Below are 19,910 nucleotides of genomic sequence, written 5' to 3' on the forward strand. Positions count from 1 at the left end.
TTCTCCTGTTATGGGGCGCCGTTCAGGCAGTGCGCTGGTTCGCGCGCGGGGCTGGCTTGAAGCCACTGAAAAATTGCTGCACCTGCTGCGCATCCAGGGCCTCGATGCGGGCCGTGCGCCAGCGCGGGGTCTTGTCCTTGTCGACGATCAGCGCCCGTATCCCTTCGATCAGGTCGCCCTGGTCGAACCACTGGTAGTCCAGGTGCAGTTCCTGGGCGAAGCAGTCGGCCAGCGGCAACTGGCGCCCGCGCCGCAGCAGCTCCAGGGTCACCGCCATGGCCAGGGGGGAACGGCTGTCGAGCACTCGAATGACTTCATCGCACCAGGCCCGCAGCTCGGCTCGGGTCTCCTGCGCCAGCGCGGTGCGGATGCTCTGCAGGTCGGCCAGGGCAAAATGCTGGTCGATGGCCGCACGGACGGTTTTGAGCTCGGCGCCGGGCAGCTGGTCGGTCGCCAGGCTGGCCACCAGGTTGCGCAAGGCTTCCCGCGGCTGGCCGGTCCAGTGCAGGTCGTCGAGACCGCGATCGAATTCGGCCAGCCGTTCACTGGGCAGGCACCAGTCGGCCAGGCGACAGTAGAGGGCGTCTGCAGCACGCACCTGCATACCGGTGACGCCGAGAAAGATGCCCAGCTCGCCGGGCAGGCGCGGCAGGAAGTAACTGCCGCCGACATCCGGGAAGAAGCCGATGGCGACTTCCGGCATAGCCATGCGCGTGCGTTCGCTGATCACCCGCAGGCTCGCGCCCTGGACCAGGCCCATGCCGCCGCCGAGGACGAAACCGTCCATCAACGCCAGCGTGGGTTTCGGGTAGGCGTGGATGTAGGCGTCGAGGGCGTACTCCTCCTCGAGGAAGATTTCGTGCAGATTGCCGCCGGATCGGTGGCTGTCGTACAGCATGCGGATGTCGCCGCCGGCGCAGAAGGCCTTCTCGCCGTTGGCGCGCAGCACCACCGCGAGGATCTCGGGGTCGCGCTCCCAGGCATGCAGCTGTTGCAGGAGCAGGCGCACCATCGGCAGGGTCAGGGCGTTCAGCCCAGCGGGCCGGTTGAGGCTCAGGTGGCCGACACGGTTGCGCACTTCTGCCAGTACGGGGGCCTCGGTTGCGCTCATGTTCAGGCCTCCTTGCGGTACAGCTTGATCACCGCGGAGAAGTCCAGGCCGCCATTACCCTGCAGACTGAAGCTCTGGTACAGCTGCTGCGCGGCGGCGCCGAGCAGCACCGGCTGGCGCGCGTGCCGGGCCGCTTCGGTGGCCAGGCCGAGGTCCTTGAGCATCAGGTCGGTGCCGAAACCGCCGCTGTAGCCGCGCGAGGCCGGGGCGTTTTCCAGCACGCCGGGGAAGGGGTTGTTGATCTCCGAACTCCAGCAACGGCCGCTGGAGGTGTTGATGATGCCGGCCAGCACCTTGGCGTCCATGCCCAGCGCAACGCCCAGGGCCATGGCTTCGGCGACGCCGACCATGGAGATGCCCAGCAGCATGTTGTTGGCGATCTTGGCCACCTGGCCATTGCCGCTGGCGCCACAGTGGACGATGTTCTTGCCCATGGCGGCGAGGATAGGCCCGGCCCGGTCGAAGTCGGCGACCTCGCCACCGACCATGAAGGTCAGGGTGCCGGCCGCGGCGCCGCCGGTGCCGCCGGACACCGGCGCATCGAGCATGGGGTTGCCCTGGGCGGCTGCCTGGGCGGCCACCTCGCGGGCGCTGAGCGGGTCGATGGTCGAGCTGTCGATCAGCAGCACGCCCGGACGGACATGCGCCAGCAGGCCGTCCTGGCCCAGGTAGACCTGCTTCACCTGGGTTGCCGCCGGCAGCATGGTGACGATGGCATCCACCTGGGCCTGGGCAATTGCCGCGGGCGAGGTGGCGGCCTGGGCGCCGGCTTCGACCAGGACGGCGACGGCCTGGTTCGAGGGGTCGAAGACGCTGACGCTGTGACCGGCCTTGAGCAGGTTGCGGGCCATGGGGCCGCCCATGTTGCCGAGGCCGAGAAAACCGATATGCATGGTGGATACCTCTGTAATGGGGGGCTCAACGGTGCTGGAAGTTGGGTTGGCGCTTTTCCACGAAGGCGTTCATGCCTTCCTTCTGGTCGTGGCTGGCGAACAGCGAATGGAACACCCGGCGCTCGAAGCGCACGCCCTCGGCCAGGCCGAGTTCGAAGGCGCGGTTGACGCATTCCTTGACCAGCAGGGTGGCCGGCAGCGACTTGGCGGCGATGCCGCGGGCCACCGCCAGGGTCTGCTCGAGCAGCTCGGCGGCGGGCAACACGCGGGCCACCAGGCCGGCGCGCTCGGCTTCCTCGGCGCCCAGCTGGCGGCCGGTCAGGCACAGTTCCATGGCCTTGGCCTTGCCCAGGGCGTGGGTCAGGCGCTGGGTGCCGCCGATGCCGGGGGTCACCCCCAGGCTCAGTTCCGGCAGGCCGAAGCGGGCGTTGTCGGCCGCGTAGATGAAGTCGCACATCAGCGCCAGCTCGCAGCCGCCGCCCAGGGCGTAGCCGGCCACCGCGGCGATCAGCGGCTTGCGCCGGTTGCCGATGCGGTCGGCGGCGGCGAAGAAGTCGTCCAGGTAGATCTGCGGGTAGCTCAGCGCGCTCATCTCCTTGATGTCCGCGCCGGCGGCGAAGGCCTTGGCCGAGCCGGTGATGACCAGGCAGCCGACCTCGGGGTCGGCCTCCAGGCGGTCGAGCACCTGGTTGAGCTCGCCGACCAGCTGGCTGTTCAGGGCGTTGAGCGCCTGGGGCCGGTTGAGGGTGATCAGGCCGACCCGGTCGCGAACCTCGACCAGCAGGGTTTGGTAGTCCATGGTGATGTCTCCCGAGGGGCCGGCCCCAGAGCCTGCTCATGATCTGCTGCGCGTCGGCCCTGCTGCGTTGCAACGACCAACGGGAGTAACAGCCGTAGGCTGGCCCGAAGGGCGAGCAACGCGTGTCAAACAGACTCGGAATGCTCATTTACAGCTCGTAAACTGCGCTTCCTCGTCTGTTTTCGCCTTGCATGGTGCTAGCTCGCGAGATCGTGAACAGGCTCTCCAGGCCGTCCCGCTTGTTTTATTTGAGGGTGATGGTGGTGTTGACCGAACCGCCGGCCTCGGTCTCGTCGAACCAGCGCTGGGTCACGGTCTTGGTCTGGGTGTAGAACTGCACCACCTGCTTGCCGTAGGGACCGAGGTCGCCGAGCTTGGAGGCGCGCGAGCCGGTGAAGGAGAACAGCGGCACCGGCACCGGGATAGGCACGTTGATGCCCACCTGGCCGACGTCGATGTCTTCCTGGAAGCGCCGTGCGGCGGCGCCGGAGCGGGTGAACAGGGCGGTGCCGTTGCCATTGGGGTTGGCGTTGATCAGCTCGATCGCCTCGTCCAGGGTCTTGGCGTGCATCACGCAGAGCACCGGGCCGAAGATCTCTTCCTTATAGATGCTCATCTCGGGGGTGACGCCGGCGAAGATGGTCGGACCGACGAAGTTGCCGTCCTGGTAGCCGGGCACCTGCGGGTTGCGGCCATCCAGGACCAGCTCGGCGCCTTCCTCGATGCCGCGGGCGATCAGGCCGCTGACCCGGTCCAGGGCGGCGCAGGAGATCACCGGACCCACGTCGGTGCCCGGTTCGCTGCCGGCACCCACCTTCAGGGTCTTGCTCTTCTCGATCAGCTCCGCCAGCCAGCTCTGCGCCTCGCCCACCAGGATCGCCACCGACAGCGCCATGCAGCGCTGGCCGGCGGCACCGAAGGCGGCGCCGAGCAGGTTGTTGAGGGTCTGCTGCTTGTTGGCGTCGGGCAGCACGATGGCGTGGTTCTTCGCCCCCATCATGCACTGCGCGCGCTTGCCGTTGGCGGTGGCGCGGTTGTAGACGTGGGTGCCGACCTTGGTCGAGCCGACGAAGGACACCGCCTTGATGGCCGGGTGATCGCACAGCAGGTTGACCGCCTCGGCGCCTCCGTGGATGACGTTGAGCACGCCGGCCGGCACCCCGGCCTCGAGCGCCAGCTCGGCCAGGCGCATGGTCACCAGCGGGTCCTGTTCGGACGGCTTGAGCACGAAGGTGTTGCCGGTGGCGATGGCCATCGGGAACATCCACAGCGGGATCATGGCCGGGAAGTTGAACGGGGTGATGCCGGCGCACACGCCCAGCGGCTGGTGCAGGGTGTAGGTATCGACGCCGCCGGCGACGTTGTTGGCCAGTTCGCCCATCTGCAGGCTGCCGATATTGGCCGCGTGCTCGACCACTTCCAGGCCGCGGAACACGTCGCCCTCGGCGTCCGCCAGGGTCTTGCCCTGTTCGGCGCTGAGCAGCGCCGCCAGCTCCTGCATGTTCTCGCGGATCAGTTGCTGATATTTGAGGAAGATCCGTGCACGGGCACCGATCGGGGTCTTGCGCCAGGTCTTGAAGGCCAAGGCAGCGCTGGCCACCGCGGCGTTCATTTCCTCGTCGGTGGCGAAAGGCACGCGAGCCAGCACCTGCTGGGTGGCCGGGTTGACCACGTCGCGCCACTGGCTGCTCGTCGATTCGACGAATTCACCGTTGATCAGCAGTTTCACGCTGGGGATGGAGGGGGTAGCGGTCATCTTGGTTCCTGCCTGTTGAGTGGGGCGAGCTAGGTCCAGCGGCCACTGCAGCCGCGTACGGATATGTCGGGGGAGGGCGCGGTTGCCGCGCCAGCCGGTTCAGCCCTTGAGTTGGGGGAAGTCTTCCTCGAAGAACTCCAGCGGCGCGCGGCTGTCGTCCTGCCGGCGCTGCAGCTCCATCTGCCGCAGTTCCACCCGGCGGATCTTGCCGGAGATGGTCTTGGGCAGCTCGCCGACGAACTCGATGCGCCGCACCCGCTTGTAGGGCGCCAGGTGCTCGCGGGCGAAGGCGAGGATGTCCGCGGCCAGTTCGGCGTCGCCGACCTGGCCGTGGGCGAGGATGAGGAACGCCTTGGGCACCGCCAGGCGCAGCGGGTCGGGGCTGGGCACCACCGCCACCTCCATCACCGCCGGGTGCTCGATCAGCGCACTCTCCAGCTCGAACGGGCTGATGCGGTAGTCGGAGGCCTTGAACACGTCGTCGGCGCGGCCGACGAAGGTGATGTAGCCCTCGGCGTCGACGGCCGCGGTGTCGCCGGTGCGGTAGTAGCCGCCGCGCATCACTTCGGCGGTCTTCTCCGGGCTGTCCTCGTAGCCGAGCATCAGGCCCAGCGGCGCGGGATCCAGCGGCAGGGCGACTTCGCCTTCGCTGGCCGGCAGGCCATCCGGGTCGAGCATGCACACCCGGTAGCCGGGCAGCGGACGGCCCATGGAGCCGGGCTTGAGCGGCTGGCCGGGGGTGTTGCCGACCAGCGCGGTGGTTTCCGATTGGCCGAAGCCGTCGCGCAGCGGCAGGCCCCAGGCCTCCTGGACCTGCTCGATGATCTCCGGGTTGAGCGGTTCGCCGGCGCCGACCAGCTCGCGCAGACGCAGGCGCTCGCGGCAGCCGGCCAGGTCCTGCTGAATCAGCATGCGCCAGACCGTCGGCGGCGCGCACAGGCTGGTGACGCCGTAGCGCTCCAGCACCTCGAGCAGGGCCGGGGCGCTGAAGCGCGCGACATTGTGGATGAATACGCAGGCGCCGGCGTTCCACGGCGCGAACAGGCAGCTCCAGGCATGCTTGGCCCAGCCCGGCGAGGAAATGTTCAGGTGCACATCGCCCGGCTGCAGGCCGATCCAGTACATCGTCGACAGGTGGCCGACCGGGTAGCTCTGGTGGCTGTGCAGCACCATCTTCGGCTTGCTGGTGGTGCCGGAGGTGAAGTACAGCAGCAGCGGGTCGCCGGCCCTGGTGCTGCCGTCGGCCTGGAACCGGGCGGGGTAATCGCCGGCGGCGCTGTGCGGGACCCAGCCGCTGACCGGCTGGCCGACGCAGATGCGCGTGCAGCCCGGGGCGAGCTGCTCGAACTTGTCGGCATGTTCGCTGCCCACCACCAGGTGGCGCACGCCGCCGCGCTCAATGCGGTCGTGCAGGTCTGCGGCGGTGAGCAGGGCGGTGGCCGGGATCACCACGGCGCCGAGCTTGAACGCCGCCAGCATGGTTTCCCACAGGGCGATGTGGTTGCCCAGCATCAGCAGGATGCGCTCGCCACGGCGCACGCCCAACTCGCGCAGGTGGTTGGCCACCCGATTGGAGCGCTCACTCAGCTCGGCGAAGCTGTAGCGCTGCTCGCTGCCGTCCTCCTCGATGATCCACAGCGCCGGGCTCTGGTTGCCGGCGGCCATGACGTCGAAGTAGTCCAGTGCCCAGTTGAACTGGTCGAGCTGCGGCCAGCGGAAGTCGCGTACGGCGGTGGCGTAGTCGCTGCGATGGGCCAGCAGGAAGTCGCGGGCGGCGAGGAAGGGGTGGCAGTTGCTGTTCATGGTGCTGACCCTGTTGTGTTGTTGTCGGGTGGCCTGATGCACAGCTCGATCAGGCGGATGGCTCGAGTATAGGTAAGCGTTTGCGCAGCAAACAGGCGCAAATAAACCGAATGGATGTGCAAAAAAATACCAATGGCCGCACTGGTCGTGGAAGCTGGCCCGGGGTATACCTGTGCGCACCTATCGCCTGTACCCCTAAGAAAGACGAGCGCCTATGCAAAAAAACACGGCTGGCGACAAGCTCAACTGGGACGACCTGCGGTTCTTTCTCGAAGTGGCACGTACCCGCACCGCGAGCGCGGCGGCGCGGCGCCTGGGGGTGGACTACACCACGGTATCGCGGCGCATCCGCGCCCTGGAGCAGAGCCTGGGAGCCCTGCTGTTCGAGAAGTCGCGCTCGGCCGGCTTCGTCCTGACGGTGGAGGGCCAGCGCCTGCTGGGCCATGCGGAAACCCTGGAGAGCACCCTGCAGGCCGCCTGCGAACAGGTGTCCGGCACCAGTCTCGGGCTTTCCGGCCACCTGCGCATCGCCAGCACCGAAGCCTTCGGTTGCTGCTTCGTCAGTGCGCAGATGAGCGGCTTTCTCGAGCGTTACCCGCATATCTCCCTGGATATCCTGCCGGTGCCGCACTTCGTCAGCCTGTCGCGCCGCGAGGCGGACATCGCCATCACCCTGGAGCGCCCGGAGCGCGGCCCCTATGTCTGTTCCAAGCTGTGCGACTACCGCCTGCGCCTGTACGCCACGCCGCAGTACCTGGCCAGCCATGCACCGATCCGTGAGCGCGAGGACCTGATCGGCCATCCCTTCGTCACCTACGTCGACGACCTGGCCTTCAGCGCCAAGCTGTTCTACCTCAACGATATGGTGCCCGGCGCCACCAGCCACCTGCGCAGCACCAGCGTGATCGCCCAGTACCATGCGGTGTTGCAGGGGCGGGCCATGGCCATCCTGCCGAGCTTCCTGGCCGGGCCGGACCCGCGCCTGTGCGAGGTGTTGCCCGATCAGGTCGACGTCATCCGCCAGTTCTGGCTGTCCTACAGCGAGGACCTGCGCAAGCTCAAGCGCGTCACCCTGGCCGCCGAGTACCTGCGCGCCTGCGCCGAGCTCAATCGCCCGCTGTTGATGGGGGAATCGACCGAGATGCACTACCTGGACATGGGGTGAACGGGCGGGCACCGGTTCTGGCCGGTGTTGGTTGAATGCCCAGGCATACGACCAATGACTGACTGGACAGTCGGCGAAGTCTTGCGCTAGCTTGCCGTTAACGTAAAGGCAAGGGTGGTTGTCGCCGGGCCTTCACACTCTGGAAAGCATCCCATTACAAGCACAACTAGGGGATTGTTCGATGAACCGACTCAGTTACACCCGCGGCCCGCAGGACCAAGCATTGTTGGCCATGACCATTGGCGAGGCCTTCGATGCCAGCGTGGCGCGCTATGCCGAGCGCGAAGCGCTGGTGGTGCGCCACCAGGGGATACGCTACAGCTGGGCGCAGCTGGCCGATCAGGTGGAGTGCGCCGCCCGCGCGCTGTTGGCGCTGGGCGTGCAGGCCGGCGATCGCTTGGGAATCTGGGCGCCGAACTGCGCCCAGTGGTGCATCGCCCAGTTCGCCAGCGCCAAGGTCGGCGCCATCCTGGTCAATATCAACCCGGCCTACCGCTTGAGCGAGCTGGACTATGCGCTCAAGCAGTCCGCCTGCAGCTGGGTGATCTGCGCCGACGCCTTCAAGACCAGTGACTACCACGCCATGCTCCTGGAGTTGGTGCCGGAGCTGGCCGGCAGTACCCCTGGCCAGTTGGCCAGTGCCAGGCTGGAGCAGCTGCGCGGAGTGATCAGCCTGGCCGAGGCGCCACCGGCCGGCCTGCTCAGTTGGGCGCAGTTCCTGGCCAAGGCCGCCGCGGTGGACCGCGAAACCCTGCTGGAGCGCCAGGCCGGGCTGCAGTTCGACGACCCCATCAATATCCAGTACACCTCGGGCACCACCGGCTTCCCCAAGGGCGCCACCCTGAGCCACTACAACATCCTCAACAACGGCTATATGGTCGGCGAGAGCCTGGGCCTGAGCGAGCACGACCGCCTGGTGATTCCGGTGCCGCTGTACCACTGCTTCGGCATGGTCATGGGCAACCTCGGCTGCCTGACCCACGGCAGCACCATGATCTACCCGGGCGACGCCTTCGATGCGCTGGCCACCTTGCAGGCGGTAGCCGAGGAGCGGGCCACGGCGCTGTACGGGGTGCCGACCATGTTTATCGCCGAGCTGGATCATCCCCGGCGCGGCGAGTTCGACCTGTCCAGCCTGCGCACCGGGATCATGGCCGGCGCCACCTGCCCGATCGAGGTGATGAAACGGGTCATTGGCGAGATGCACATGGCCGAGGTACAGATCGCCTACGGCATGACCGAGACCAGCCCGGTGTCCCTGCAGACCGGCCCGGACGACGCGCTGGAGCTGCGCGTGACCACGGTCGGGCGCAGCCAGCCGCAGCTGGAGACCAAGATAGTCGACGAGCAGGGGCGGCTGGTGCCGCGCGGCCAGATCGGCGAGCTGTGCACCCGCGGTTACAGCGTGATGCTCGGTTACTGGAACAACCCAGAGGCCACGGCCGAGGCGATAGACGCGGCGCGCTGGATGCACAGCGGCGATCTGGCCTCGATGGATGAGCAGGGCTACGTGTGCATCGTCGGACGCAGCAAGGACATGATCATCCGCGGCGGCGAGAACGTGTATCCGCGCGAGCTGGAGGAGTTCTTCTTCACCCATCCGGCGGTGGCCGACGTGCAGGTGGTGGGCATTCCCGACGACAAGTACGGCGAGGAGATCGTCGCCTGGATCAAATTCCACCCCGGCCACAGCGCCAGCGAAGGCGAACTGCGCGAGTGGGCGAAGCGCCGCATCGCCCATTTCAAGGTGCCGCGCCACTTCCGCTTCGTCGATGCCTTCCCCATGACCGTGACCGGCAAGATCCAGAAGTTCCGCATGCGCGAGATCAGCATCGAGGAGCTGGCGTTGGCCGAGTCCGTCTGAGCGCGCCGGTCGCAGCGCCCGGGTGCGCCGCGCTTCGCGGCGGCGATTGCCTGGGTGTCGCGTCCCTGCGACAGTGATGCCTCGACCCGCAACTGGCCTGGCACAGGGAAAACATGACGGGCACTTCTGCCGAAAAGGGCACCATCTCCGTACGCCTGGTCAACGAGGCCTTGCTGGAACTGCGCCAACAGGGCCTCGATGACGTGCCCCTGCTAGAGCGCGCCGGGATTGCCCCGGCGCTGCTGCAGCGGCCCTATGCACGGGTTTCGGCGCAGGCCTATGGGCGCCTGTGGCGCGCGATTGCCGCGGCCTCGGACGACGAGTTCTTCGGTATGAACCCCAGGCGTATGAAGTCCGGCAGCTTCGCCTTCATGGCGCATGCCGCGTTACGTGAGCCGGACATTGGCGCCGCATTGCAGAGCATGCTGCGCTTTGCCGGGTTGGTCTTCGACGGGCTGCAGCCGCGCCTGGAGCGTCAGGGCAGCCTGGCCCATATCGTCCTCGACGAGGAGGGCGCGCCGCCGAGTCGGGCCTTCGCCTATTTCACCCTGTGGATGATGCTGCACGGCCTGGTTTGCTGGTTGGCGGGAAGGCGCATCCCCATTCTCGGTGTGGAGCTGCGCTGCGCCGCGCCGGACTACCTGGCCGACTATCGGGTGATGTTCAGCGACAACCTGCGCTTTGCCCGGCCGCAGAGCCGCCTGTTGTTCAACGCCGATTGCCTGGCGCTGCCGGTGCGGCGCAGCGAGCCTGAGCTCAAGCGCTTTCTCGCCGGCGCGCCGGGCAATATCCTGGTGCGTTACCGCGACCCGCGGAGCCTCGGGGCGCGGATCAAGGTCTACCTGCGCAACCTCAAGCCCGAGCGCTGGCCGGACTTCGAGAACCTGTCCGGACACTTCTACATGGCGCCCTCGACCCTGCGGCGCAAGCTGGCCCTGGAAGGCCAGTCCTACCAGGGCCTGAAGGACCAGGTGCGGCGCGACCAGGCCATCGCCCGGCTGGACAGCGGCGAGGGCAACTTCTCCGAACTGGCCTTCGAGCTGGGCTTCGCCGACAGCAGCGCCTTCTACAAGGCGTTCAAGAAGTGGACCGGTACCACCCCGGGGCAGTACCGCGCGCTGATGCATCCCGAGCAGCCTGACTCCGGTTGTCCAAATCGCTCAGGCCGATAGACGCCTGTCGACATTGTCGCCGCACGCCGCCGCCGCGACTATTTCGGGACAACAACACACCGAGAGTCACCGAGATGCAGGATTACCTGAGCGCTGCCCGCGACTTCGATCTGCCCAGCACCGCCGCCGCCACCCTGGCCGGTTCCCTCGACGCCCTCAACGCCTGTGTCGAATGCTGCGACCGGCATGCCTTGCCGGGGCGTATCGCGTTGTTCTGGGAAGGCCGCGACGGCAGCAGCGCCAGCTACACCTTCTGCGAGCTGCAGGAGCAGGCGGCGCGTTTCGCCAACTTCCTCCAGGCCCAGGGCGTGCGCCCCGGCGACTGCGTGGCGGGCATGCTGCCGCGCAACGTCGAGCTGCTGATCTGCATCCTCGGCACCTGGCGCCTGGGCGCGGTCTACCAGCCGCTGTTCACCGCGTTCGGCCCCAAGGCCATCGAGCACCGGCTGCAGGGTTCCGGCGCCAAGGTGGTGGTGACCGATGCGGCTAATCGCGGCAAACTCGATGAGGTCGAGGGCGCGCCGCTGCTGGTCACGGTCGCGGGCGCCAAGGGCCAGGGCATCCAGCGCGGCGATTGCAGCTTCTGGGCCGAACTGCAACGTCACTCGGCGGCGTTCGAGCCGGTGCTGCGCTCGGCCGAGGATCCCTTCCTGATGATGTTCACCTCCGGCACTACCGGGCTGGCCAAGCCGCTGGCGGTGCCGCTCAAGGCGATCCTGGCCTTCGTCGGCTACCTGCGCGATGCGGTGGACCTGCGTCCCGAGGACGCCTTCTGGAACCTGGCCGATCCCGGCTGGGCCTACGGTCTCTACTATGCGGTGACCGGCCCGTTGGCCATGGGCCACCCGACCACCTTCTACGAAGGGCCGTTCAGTGTGGAGAGCACCTGCCGGATCATCCGCCAGTACGGCATCAGCAACCTGGCCGGCTCGCCCACCGCCTACCGCCTGCTGCTGGCCGCCCGGGAGCAGGTCGAGCCGCTGCTGCGCGGGCGCCTGCGGGCGGTCAGCAGCGCCGGCGAGCCGCTGACCCCGGAGGTGATCCGCTGGTTCGCCGATGGCCTGGACACCTGCATCCACGACCACTACGGACAGACCGAACTGGGCATGGTGCTGTGCAACCACCATGCGCTGGCCCATCCGGTGCGCCTGGGCGCCGCCGGTTTTGCCGTTCCCGGCCATCGCGTGGTGGTGCTGGACGAGCAAAACCGCGAGCTGCCGCCCGGCCAGCCGGGCATCCTCGCGCTGGACCGGCCGCGTTCGCCGCTGTTCTGGTTCCCCGGCTACCAGAACATGCCGACCAAGGCCTTCGTCGGCGACTATTACCTCAGCGGCGACACCGTCGAGCTGAACGAGGACGGCAGCATCAGTTTCGTCGGCCGCAGCGACGACGTGATCACCACCTCCGGCTACCGGGTCGGCCCGTTCGACGTGGAGAGCGCGCTGATCGAACACCCGGCGGTGATCGAGGCGGCGGTGATCGGCAAGCCGGACCCGGAGCGCACCGAGCTGGTCAAGGCCTTCGTGGTCCTGCAGCCGCAGTTCCGCGGCGAGGCCGAGCTGGCCGAGGAGCTCAAGCAGCATGTGCGCAAGCGCCTGTCGGCGCATGCCTACCCGCGCGAGGTCGAGTTCGTCATTGAGCTGCCGAAGACCCCCAGCGGCAAGATCCAGCGCTTTCTCCTGCGCAACCAGGAGATCGCCAAGGCCCAGGCGGCCACCCACTGAATTAAGGAAACGAAATCATGCGTATCGAAGACCGGGTTTTTCTCGTCACTGGCGCCAGCTCCGGCCTGGGGCTGGCCACGGCCCGCGCCTTGCTTGAACAGGGCGGCCGGGTGCTGCTGGCCGACATCGACGCCGAGGCCGGCGCCGCGCGGGCCGAAGAGCTGGGCGCCCAGGCGCGTTTCGTGCCGACCGACATCACCCGCGAAGAGGACGGCCGTCGCGCGGTGGCCGCGGCCATGGAGACCTTCGGTGGCCTGCACGGGCTGGTCAACTGCGCCGGGATCGCCCCGGCGGAGAAGGTCCTCGGGCGGGGCGGCGTGCATGGCCTGGACAGCTTCAACCGGGTGATCCAGGTCAACCTGGTCGGCAGCTTCAACATGCTGCGCCTGGCCGCCGAGGCCATGGCCCGGGGCGAGGCGAACGCGGAGGGCGAGCGCGGGGTGATCATCAACACCGCCTCGGTCGCCGCCTACGATGGGCAGATGGGCCAGGCCGCCTACGCCGCCTCCAAGGGCGGGGTGGCCGCCATGACCCTGCCGGCGGCGCGCGACCTGGCGCGCTCGGGGATCCGCGTGATGTGCATCGCCCCCGGCATCTTCGAGACGCCGATGATGGCCGGCATGCCCCAGGAAGTGCGCGACTCCCTGGCGGCCAACGTGCCGTTCCCGCCGCGCCTGGGCCGCCCGGACGAATACGCCGCGCTGGTGCGCCACATCATCGAGAACTCCATGCTCAACGGCGAGGTCATCCGCCTGGATGGCGCCCTGCGCATGGCGGCGAAATAATCTTGTCAAAAGACTGGGCGGCTCGGATCGCACCGAGGTTGCCCGGCACAGGCTCATAGAGGGACAGCGACATGAACATGCATTCCGATCCGGTGGTAATCGTCAGCGCCACCCGCACGCCCATGGGCGGTTTTCTCGGCGACTTCAAGGAGGTCAGCGCGGCCCAGCTCGGCGCCGCGGCCATTCGCGCCACCCTCGCGCGCGCCGGCCTGGCCAGCGACGCGGTAGAGGAGGTGCTGATGGGCTGCGTGCTGCAGGCCGGACAGGGCCAGGCCCCGGCGCGCCAGGCGGCCCTCGGCGCCGGCCTGAGCCAGGGCACGCCCTGCTCGACGGTCAACAAGATGTGCGGCTCGGGCATGAAGGCGGCGATGCTGGGCCACGACCTGCTGCTCGCCGGCAGCGCCGAGGTGGTGGTCGCCGGCGGCATGGAGAGCATGTCGGGTGCGCCCTACCTGCTGGAGCGGGCGCGCAGCGGCTACCGCATGGGCCACGGCAAGGTGCTCGACCACATGTTCCTCGACGGCCTGGAGGATGCCTACGACAAGGGTCGGCTGATGGGCACCTTCGCCGAGGACTGCGCCGAGGCCTATGGCTTCACCCGCGAGCAGCAGGACGCCTTCGCCATCGCCTCCCTGACCCGCGCGCAGAACGCCATGAACGAAGGGCGCTTCGCCGCCGAGATAGTCGCGGTCGAGGCCAGGGTAGGACGCGAAATGCGCCTGATCGACAGCGACGAGCAGCCGCCGAAGGCGCGCCTGGACAAGATCCCCAGCCTCAAGCCGGCGTTCCGCGAAGGCGGCACGGTGACCGCGGCCAACGCCAGCTCGATCTCCGACGGCGCCGCCGCGCTGTTGCTGATGCGCCTGTCCGCGGCGGAGAAGCGCGGCTTGACGCCCTTGGCGGCGATCCGCGGCCATGCCAGCTTCGCCCACGCGCCGAAGCTGTTCGCCACCGCGCCGGTCGGCGCCCTGCAGCGCCTGATGGTCCGCACCGGCTGGGAACTGAACCAGGTCGACCTGTTCGAGATCAACGAGGCCTTCGCCGTGGTGCCGATGGCCGCCATGCGCGACCTCGATATCGCCCACGACCGGCTCAACGTGCACGGCGGCGCCTGTGCCCTCGGCCACCCGATCGGCGCCTCGGGCGCGCGGGTGCTGGTGACCCTGCTCAACGCCCTGCGCCAGCACGACCTCAAGCGCGGCGTTGCCTCGCTGTGCATCGGCGGCGGCGAGGCCACGGCCATGGCCATCGAACTGCTGAATTGAACCGGGAGAACCCCATGATTCCATCCGAACAAGACCTGCAGATCCGCGACATGGCCCGCCAGTTCGCCCAGGAGCGGCTCAGGCCGTTCGCCGCCGAATGGGACCGCGAGCATCGCTTCCCCGCCGAGGCCATCGCCGAGATGGGCGAGCTGGGTTTCATGGGCATGCTGGTGCCGGAGCAGTGGGGCGGCGCCGAGACCGGCCACCTGGCCTACGCCATGGCCCTGGAGGAGATCGCCGCCGGCGACGGTGCCTGCTCGACCATCATGAGCGTGCACAACTCGGTGGGCTGCATGCCGATCTTGAAATACGGCAGCGAGGAGCAGAAGCGGCGCTTCCTCCAGCCCCTGGCCGAGGGCAAGCAGCTCGGCGCCTTCGCCCTGACCGAGCCCCAGGCCGGCTCGGACGCCAGCGACCTGCGCACCCGCGCCCGGCGCGACGGCGACCACTACGTGCTCAATGGCAGCAAGCAGTTCATCACTTCCGGCCGCCACGCCGGGCTGGTGATCGTCTTCGCCGTGACCGATCCCGCGGCCGGCAAGAAGGGCATCAGCGCCTTTATCGTGCCCACCGACAGCCCCGGCTATTCGGTGGTCCGCATCGAGGACAAGCTCGGCCAGCATGCCTCGGACACCTGCCAGATCCAGTTCGACGAGCTGCGCATCCCGGCCGAGCTGCGCCTGGGCGAGGAGGGCGAGGGCTACCGCATCGCCCTGGCCAACCTGGAAGGCGGGCGCATCGGCATCGCCGCCCAGGCCGTGGGCATGGCCCGCGCCGCCTTCGAGGCGGCCCGCGACTACGCCCATGAGCGGCAGACCTTCGGCAAGCCGATCATCGAGCACCAGGCGGTGGCCTTCCGCCTGGCCGACATGGCCACCCAGATCGCCGTGGCGCGGCAGATGGTGCATCACGCCGCCAGCCTGCGCGAGGCCGGCCTGGCCTGCCTGACCGAGGCCTCGATGGCCAAGCTGTTCGCCTCGGAGATGGCCGAGCGGGTCTGTTCCGCGGCCATCCAGACCCTCGGCGGCTACGGCTACCTGCAGGACTTCCCGGTCGAGCGCATCTACCGCGACGTGCGCGTGTGCCAGATCTACGAGGGCACCAGCGACGTGCAGCGCCTGGTGATCGCGCGCAGCCTGTGAGCTGCGGCGCCGTCAGCAGCAGTGGTAATCGTCCCCTGGTTGCAGGGCGATGCGGAGCGGGGGCACCTGTGCTCAGCTCGCGCCTTTGCTCAGCCATTCGATGAACAGCGAGAACAGCTCGGCCTGGGAGCCGATCTGCAGCTTGGTGTAGAGGTTCTTGCGGTGCATGCGCACGGTTTCCGCGGCGATGCCCAGGCAGCGCGCACTGGACTTGGCCGAGTGGCCGCGCAGCAACAGGTGGCACACCTCGAGCTCGCGGGCAGTCAGTTTGCCCTCGCCGAAGCTCATGAAGGCTTCGCGTAGCTGTTGTTCGAAGTCGGGGGTTTGCTGTTGTACACCAGCACCGGCGTTGTGCCAGTGCTGGCGACCCAGTTCCAGCACCAGCGGGGCGGTGTTGCGCAGCAGGTCCAATTGCCCCGGTGCGAATGGCGTGGCGCTGAGACCGTTGTACAGGCTGAGCGAAACACGCTCCTGCTGGTTCAGTCTGAGCATGAAATAGCAGTCTTCCACTGAGCCGGCGCCCAGGTAGTAGGTCTTGTAGTACTGGCTGCTGAAGAAGTCGTCGGGGGCGATCTCGCCCAGGCTGTAGAACCCCTCGGGCAGGCCTTGAGCCACCGCCAGGCAGAAAGGGTCGAGCAGGTAGCCGCGGGAGAAGTAGCGCTGCAACAGCAGTTCGCGGTTCTCGGCCGGGATGCCGCGTTCGTAGAGCAGGCTGGGGGCGCCGCCGATGCGCTCCAGATTGATCATCACCGACTCGACGGGCACCAGGCTGGCCAGGGCGTCGACCAGGGCCTCGGCGAAGTGCGGACCATGGCAGGCGGCCATGGCCCGGGCCAGGGCCTGATGCCAGCGCTGCAGGCTGTCCGGGGCGAGCATGGGGCAACTCCTCATTGCAGGGGCGCTCAGCATACCCCAGCGTATCCGACCCGGGCCGGCATACCCTCAAATGAGGTATGGCCGCCTGTGTCGCGGCTTCTTAGCCTGCAGGCAACACAGTCCAGCAGGAGTCAGCCCATGTCCATCGTCACCCCTATGCCCGCCGCCGTAAGCGACCAGGCCAGTCTGGCTGCCCTCGATCGCGCCCATTACATGCACGGCTATCACCTGTTCGACGAGCACCGCCAGCAGGACGCGCTGCAGATCGGCGCTGGCGACGGCGCCTATATCCAGGACCTGGCCGGCAACCGCTACCTGGATGCGGTGGGCGGCATGTGGTGCACCAATATCGGTCTGGGCCGCGAGGAGATGGTCGAGGCCATCGCCGAGCAGACCCGCCAGCTGGCCTACGCCAACCCCTTCTGCGACATGGCCAACCCGAGGGCGGTGGAGCTGTGCGCCAAGCTGGCCGAGCTGGCCCCGGGCGATATCGACCACGTGTTCCTCACCACCGGTGGCTCCACCGCGGTGGATACCGCCATCCGCCTGGTGCATTACTACCAGAACTGCCGCGGCCTGCCGCACAAGAAGCAGATTCTCAGTCGCCGCCACGCCTACCATGGCTCCACCTACCTGGGCATGTCCCTGGGCGGCAAGCAGGTGGACCGCGAGGGCCACTTCGACTTTATCCAGGACGGCATCCACCACCTCAGTGGCCCCTATCCCTATCGCGCCCCCGCCGGCCTGAGCGAGGCCGAGTACCTGGACAGCCTGGTGGCCGAGTTCGAGGCCAAGGTGCTGCAACTGGGGGCGGAAAACGTGGCGGCCTTTATCGGCGAGCCGGTGTTCGGCTCCGGCGGGGTGATGGTGCCGCCGGCCGGCTATCACCGGCGCATCTGGGAACTGTGCCAGCGCTACGACATCCTCTTTATCGCCGACGAGGTGGTTACCTCCTTCGGCCGCCTGGGGCACTTCTTCGCCAGCGAGTCGGTGTTCGGCGTGCAGCCGGACATCATCACCACCGCCAAGGGCCTGACCAGCGGCTACCAGCCCCTGGGCGCCTGCCTGTTCTCCGAGCGCATCTGGCAGGTGATCGCCGAGCCGGATCAGGGCCGCTGTTTCACCCACGGTTTCACCTATTCCGGGCATCCGGTGGCCTGCGCCGCGGCGCTGAAGAGCATCGAGATCATCCAGCGCGAGGGCATCCTGCAGCACGTCGAGGAGGTCGGTCGCTACTTCGAGGAGCAGCTCAAGACCCTGCTCGACCTGCCCATCGTCGGCGACGTGCGTGGCCTGCGCTTTATGGCCTGCGTCGAGTTCGTCGCCGACAAGGCGAGCAAGGCGCTGTTCCCCGAGGCGCTGAACATCGGCGAATGGGTGCATCTGAGGGCGCAGAAGCGTGGCCTGCTGGTGCGCCCCATGGTGCACCTGAACGTGATGTCGCCGCCGTTGATCCTGACCCGCGAGCAGGTGGACTTTATCGTCCGGGTGTTGCGCGAAAGCATCCTCGAGACCCTGGAAGATCTCAAACAAGCCGGCCACTACTAGCGCCCCATTTCATTCACAGAAGGAAGGCTCCAAATGGACGACAACAAGAACAAGGTCCTGCGCTTTCGTGACGTCACCCTCTACACCGTCTCGGCCATGCTGTTCATGGATCAGATCGCCCTGGCCGCGTCCCTCGGTGCCACCAGCCTGTTCTGGTGGGCCTATGTGCTGGTGCTGCTGTTCGTGCCCATGGCGCTGATGACCGCCGAGCTGGGCACCACCTACCCCGGCAGTGGCGGGGTCTACCACTGGGTGCGGCTGGCCTTCGGCGCCCGCTGGGGCGCGCGCCTGTCGTGGATGTATTGGGTCAACAACGCGTTGTGGATGCCCTCGGTGTATATCCTCTTCGCCGCCATGCTCAGCGAGTTCTTCCTGCCGGATCTGAGCCTGTGGACGCAGATCGCCATCGGCATAGCCCTGGCCCTGCTGACCGCGCTGTTCAATGCGGTGAAGCTGGGCATCGGCAAGTGGCTGCCCAACCTGGGCGCGCTGATGAAGCTGGTGGCGGTGCTGGCCCTGGGTATCGGCGGCATCCGCTACGGCCTGCAGCACGGCTTCGCCAACCCCCTGAGCCTGGACAACCTGATCCCGTCGTCGGGGCTGGAGATAGCCGCCCTGGGCATCATGGTGTACGGCATCATGGGCACCGAACTGGCCTGCTGCAGTGCGCCGGAGATGCGCAACCCGCTGCGTGATATCCCTCGGGCGATTCTTGCCGCGGGCCTGCTGATCGCCGCCTTCAACGTGTTCGGCACCCTCGGCGTGCTGGCCGCGGTGCCCAGCGACCAGACCGACGTGACCAAGATCTTCGCCGAGTCGCTGTACCAGATGTACGGCCACGACGGCCTGGGCGGCGCCTTCGCCAGCCTGATCGCCTGCTTCGTGCTGTTCACCCTGTTCACCAATATGGTGACCTGGAGCATGGGCACCAACCGCGCGGCGGTGGCGGCGGCCAAGGCCGGCGAGCTGCCGGCGCTGTTCGGTGTGGCCCATCCGCGTTACCACACCCCGGTGGGCCCGGCGCTGCTGGCCTCGACGGTGAGTATCGTGGTGATGCTGGTCTACGGCCTGGTGGCGAGCAGCGCCGAGGAGCTGTTTTGGACCCTGCTGTCGATCTTCGCGATGATCTTTATGCTGCCCTATGTGCTGATGAGCCTGGCCTTTATCAAGTTGCGCCTGGGTGACCCGCGGCCGCGGCCGTTCCGCCTGCCCTTGGGCAACTTCGGCGCCTGCCTGTGGGCAGCGCTGGTGGGGCTGCATGTGCTGGCCGGCATCCTGCTGTTCCTGGTCACCCCGGGCGAGCCGGTCGACTGGAACAACGCCGGCAAGATCCTGCTCGGGGTCGGCCTGGCCCTGGCCATCGGCGAGTGGCTGATCCGCGCCAAGGCCGGGCAGCAGGCCCAGCAGGACCTGGCGTTGCAGGGGCGCTAACGCGGCCCGGCGCACCCTGTACAGTCGTTCAGCGCGTCCTGTCGGACGCGCTGTGACTGGATAAGGATCGAGCATGACCCAACACACCCGTTTCGCCCGTCTTGAGCCGGAGCTGCGCAAGGCGCATCTGCTCGAGGCCACCCCCAAGTACCTCGAGCAGCACGGCTTCCAGGGCGCCTCCATCAGCAAGATCTTCGCCGAGGCTGGGGTCTCGGTGGGTCTGATCAACCATCATCACGGCGGCAAGGACGAACTGGTGGCCGAGGCCTGCCTGACCGTCACCGGGCGGGTCATGGGCCTGCTGCAGGAGGCCGTGGACCAGGCCGAGCCGACTCCGCGGGGGCGGTGTCGGCTTTCTTCCAGCTTCGTTCTGCAGCGAGCTGCTCGACCCGCAGCTGCTGCAGCGCGGTCGAGTTGTGCCGGCGGATTCGCGCCGATGCACCAGGACTGAATCGCCAGACGCCTATCTGTGCCTTTACCGCTAGAGCGTATGCGCCACCTGGTGCAGAAATGCTCTACGAAATATTGCCGATATAGGGTTGTCGAACGATTGTGGTAGCGCTAACATCTGGCTCA

At 67.7% G+C, this 19,910-nt stretch carries 15 protein-coding genes and 1 pseudogene; 10 read left to right on the top strand and 6 right to left on the bottom strand.

From position 1 onward, the window contains the following. Positions 1–22: 22 nt before the first annotated feature. From I0D00_RS01350 to I0D00_RS01370, 5 genes are all read right to left on the bottom strand, one after another. The gene (locus I0D00_RS01350) at positions 23–1,111 is read right to left on the bottom strand and encodes an enoyl-CoA hydratase/isomerase family protein (protein WP_213637970.1); all 1,089 of its coding nucleotides are present in this window, start codon (positions 1,109–1,111) and stop codon (positions 23–25) included. A gap of 2 nt (positions 1,112–1,113) precedes the next feature. Further along, on the bottom strand, positions 1,114–2,022 hold the full coding sequence (gene mmsB / locus I0D00_RS01355; RefSeq protein WP_338050415.1) for a 3-hydroxyisobutyrate dehydrogenase: 909 nt from the start codon (positions 2,020–2,022) through the stop codon (positions 1,114–1,116). A gap of 7 nt (positions 2,023–2,029) precedes the next feature. Further along, positions 2,030–2,803 carry an enoyl-CoA hydratase gene (locus tag I0D00_RS01360; RefSeq protein ID WP_213637972.1) on the bottom strand — a complete coding sequence of 258 codons (774 nt, stop codon included), beginning with the start codon at positions 2,801–2,803 and terminating at the stop codon, positions 2,030–2,032. A 244-nt stretch (positions 2,804–3,047) separates the two neighbouring features. Then, positions 3,048–4,559, bottom strand: a complete 1,512-nt coding sequence (locus I0D00_RS01365; RefSeq protein WP_213637973.1) for a CoA-acylating methylmalonate-semialdehyde dehydrogenase — start codon at positions 4,557–4,559, stop codon at positions 3,048–3,050. Between the two features lie 99 nt (positions 4,560–4,658). Beyond that, complete coding sequence (locus I0D00_RS01370; RefSeq protein ID WP_213637974.1) at positions 4,659–6,362, bottom strand: AMP-binding protein; 1,704 nt, start codon at positions 6,360–6,362, stop codon at positions 4,659–4,661. 214 nt (positions 6,363–6,576) lie between these two features. Here I0D00_RS01370 and I0D00_RS01375 point away from each other — a divergent pair, with 214 nt between their 5' ends. From I0D00_RS01375 to I0D00_RS01405, 7 genes are all read left to right on the top strand, one after another. Next, positions 6,577–7,527, top strand: a complete 951-nt coding sequence (locus I0D00_RS01375) for a LysR family transcriptional regulator (RefSeq protein WP_213637975.1) — start codon at positions 6,577–6,579, stop codon at positions 7,525–7,527. Between the two features lie 181 nt (positions 7,528–7,708). After that, positions 7,709–9,391: an AMP-binding protein gene (locus I0D00_RS01380; RefSeq protein ID WP_213637976.1), complete on the top strand. Its 1,683-nt coding sequence runs from the start codon at positions 7,709–7,711 to the stop codon at positions 9,389–9,391. Between the two features lie 113 nt (positions 9,392–9,504). Next, the gene (locus I0D00_RS01385; protein ID WP_213637977.1) at positions 9,505–10,563 is read left to right on the top strand and encodes an AraC family transcriptional regulator; all 1,059 of its coding nucleotides are present in this window, start codon (positions 9,505–9,507) and stop codon (positions 10,561–10,563) included. Positions 10,564–10,637: 74 nt separating this feature from the next. After that, positions 10,638–12,287, top strand: a complete 1,650-nt coding sequence (locus tag I0D00_RS01390) for an acyl-CoA synthetase (RefSeq protein WP_213637978.1) — start codon at positions 10,638–10,640, stop codon at positions 12,285–12,287. A 17-nt stretch (positions 12,288–12,304) separates the two neighbouring features. Beyond that, on the top strand, positions 12,305–13,072 hold the full coding sequence (locus I0D00_RS01395) for a 3-hydroxyacyl-CoA dehydrogenase (RefSeq protein WP_213637979.1): 768 nt from the start codon (positions 12,305–12,307) through the stop codon (positions 13,070–13,072). A gap of 77 nt (positions 13,073–13,149) precedes the next feature. Further along, complete coding sequence (locus I0D00_RS01400) at positions 13,150–14,337, top strand: acetyl-CoA C-acyltransferase (RefSeq protein WP_246533215.1); 1,188 nt, start codon at positions 13,150–13,152, stop codon at positions 14,335–14,337. A gap of 14 nt (positions 14,338–14,351) precedes the next feature. Beyond that, the gene (locus I0D00_RS01405) at positions 14,352–15,479 is read left to right on the top strand and encodes an acyl-CoA dehydrogenase family protein (protein WP_213637981.1); all 1,128 of its coding nucleotides are present in this window, start codon (positions 14,352–14,354) and stop codon (positions 15,477–15,479) included. Positions 15,480–15,551: 72 nt separating this feature from the next. Here I0D00_RS01405 and I0D00_RS01410 read toward each other — a convergent pair whose 3' ends face one another. After that, entirely contained in the window at positions 15,552–16,355 is an 804-nt protein-coding gene (locus tag I0D00_RS01410) for a helix-turn-helix transcriptional regulator (RefSeq protein ID WP_213637982.1), read from the bottom strand. A gap of 156 nt (positions 16,356–16,511) precedes the next feature. Between I0D00_RS01410 and I0D00_RS01415 the strand changes: the two genes are divergently transcribed. From I0D00_RS01415 to I0D00_RS01425, 3 genes and pseudogenes are all read left to right on the top strand, one after another. Then, positions 16,512–17,903, top strand: a complete 1,392-nt coding sequence (locus I0D00_RS01415) for an aminotransferase (RefSeq protein WP_213640194.1) — start codon at positions 16,512–16,514, stop codon at positions 17,901–17,903. Between the two features lie 33 nt (positions 17,904–17,936). Next, positions 17,937–19,334, top strand: coding sequence for an APC family permease (locus I0D00_RS01420; protein ID WP_213637983.1), 1,398 nt, complete (start codon positions 17,937–17,939; stop codon positions 19,332–19,334). Positions 19,335–19,407: 73 nt separating this feature from the next. Further along, positions 19,408–19,735 (top strand): annotated as a pseudogene (locus tag I0D00_RS01425) (TetR/AcrR family transcriptional regulator); the annotation flags it as partial. Positions 19,736–19,910: the final 175 nt, after the last annotated feature.

The organism is Pseudomonas lalucatii, assembly GCF_018398425.1.
Classification (GTDB): Bacteria; Pseudomonadota; Gammaproteobacteria; order Pseudomonadales; family Pseudomonadaceae; genus Aquipseudomonas; species Aquipseudomonas lalucatii.

Coding starts and splice junctions, on each gene's coding strand:
- I0D00_RS01350 (WP_213637970.1), bottom strand. CDS start 1,111: ATGAGCGCAACCGAGGCCCCCGTACTGGCAGAAGTGCGCAACCGTGTC.
- I0D00_RS01360 (WP_213637972.1), bottom strand. CDS start 2,803: ATGGACTACCAAACCCTGCTGGTCGAGGTTCGCGACCGGGTCGGCCTG.
- I0D00_RS01365 (WP_213637973.1), bottom strand. CDS start 4,559: ATGACCGCTACCCCCTCCATCCCCAGCGTGAAACTGCTGATCAACGGT.
- I0D00_RS01370 (WP_213637974.1), bottom strand. CDS start 6,362: ATGAACAGCAACTGCCACCCCTTCCTCGCCGCCCGCGACTTCCTGCTG.
- I0D00_RS01375 (WP_213637975.1), top strand. CDS start 6,577: ATGCAAAAAAACACGGCTGGCGACAAGCTCAACTGGGACGACCTGCGG.
- I0D00_RS01380 (WP_213637976.1), top strand. CDS start 7,709: ATGAACCGACTCAGTTACACCCGCGGCCCGCAGGACCAAGCATTGTTG.
- I0D00_RS01385 (WP_213637977.1), top strand. CDS start 9,505: ATGACGGGCACTTCTGCCGAAAAGGGCACCATCTCCGTACGCCTGGTC.
- I0D00_RS01390 (WP_213637978.1), top strand. CDS start 10,638: ATGCAGGATTACCTGAGCGCTGCCCGCGACTTCGATCTGCCCAGCACC.
- I0D00_RS01395 (WP_213637979.1), top strand. CDS start 12,305: ATGCGTATCGAAGACCGGGTTTTTCTCGTCACTGGCGCCAGCTCCGGC.
- I0D00_RS01400 (WP_246533215.1), top strand. CDS start 13,150: ATGCATTCCGATCCGGTGGTAATCGTCAGCGCCACCCGCACGCCCATG.
- I0D00_RS01405 (WP_213637981.1), top strand. CDS start 14,352: ATGATTCCATCCGAACAAGACCTGCAGATCCGCGACATGGCCCGCCAG.
- I0D00_RS01410 (WP_213637982.1), bottom strand. CDS start 16,355: ATGCTCGCCCCGGACAGCCTGCAGCGCTGGCATCAGGCCCTGGCCCGG.
- I0D00_RS01415 (WP_213640194.1), top strand. CDS start 16,512: ATGCCCGCCGCCGTAAGCGACCAGGCCAGTCTGGCTGCCCTCGATCGC.
- I0D00_RS01420 (WP_213637983.1), top strand. CDS start 17,937: ATGGACGACAACAAGAACAAGGTCCTGCGCTTTCGTGACGTCACCCTC.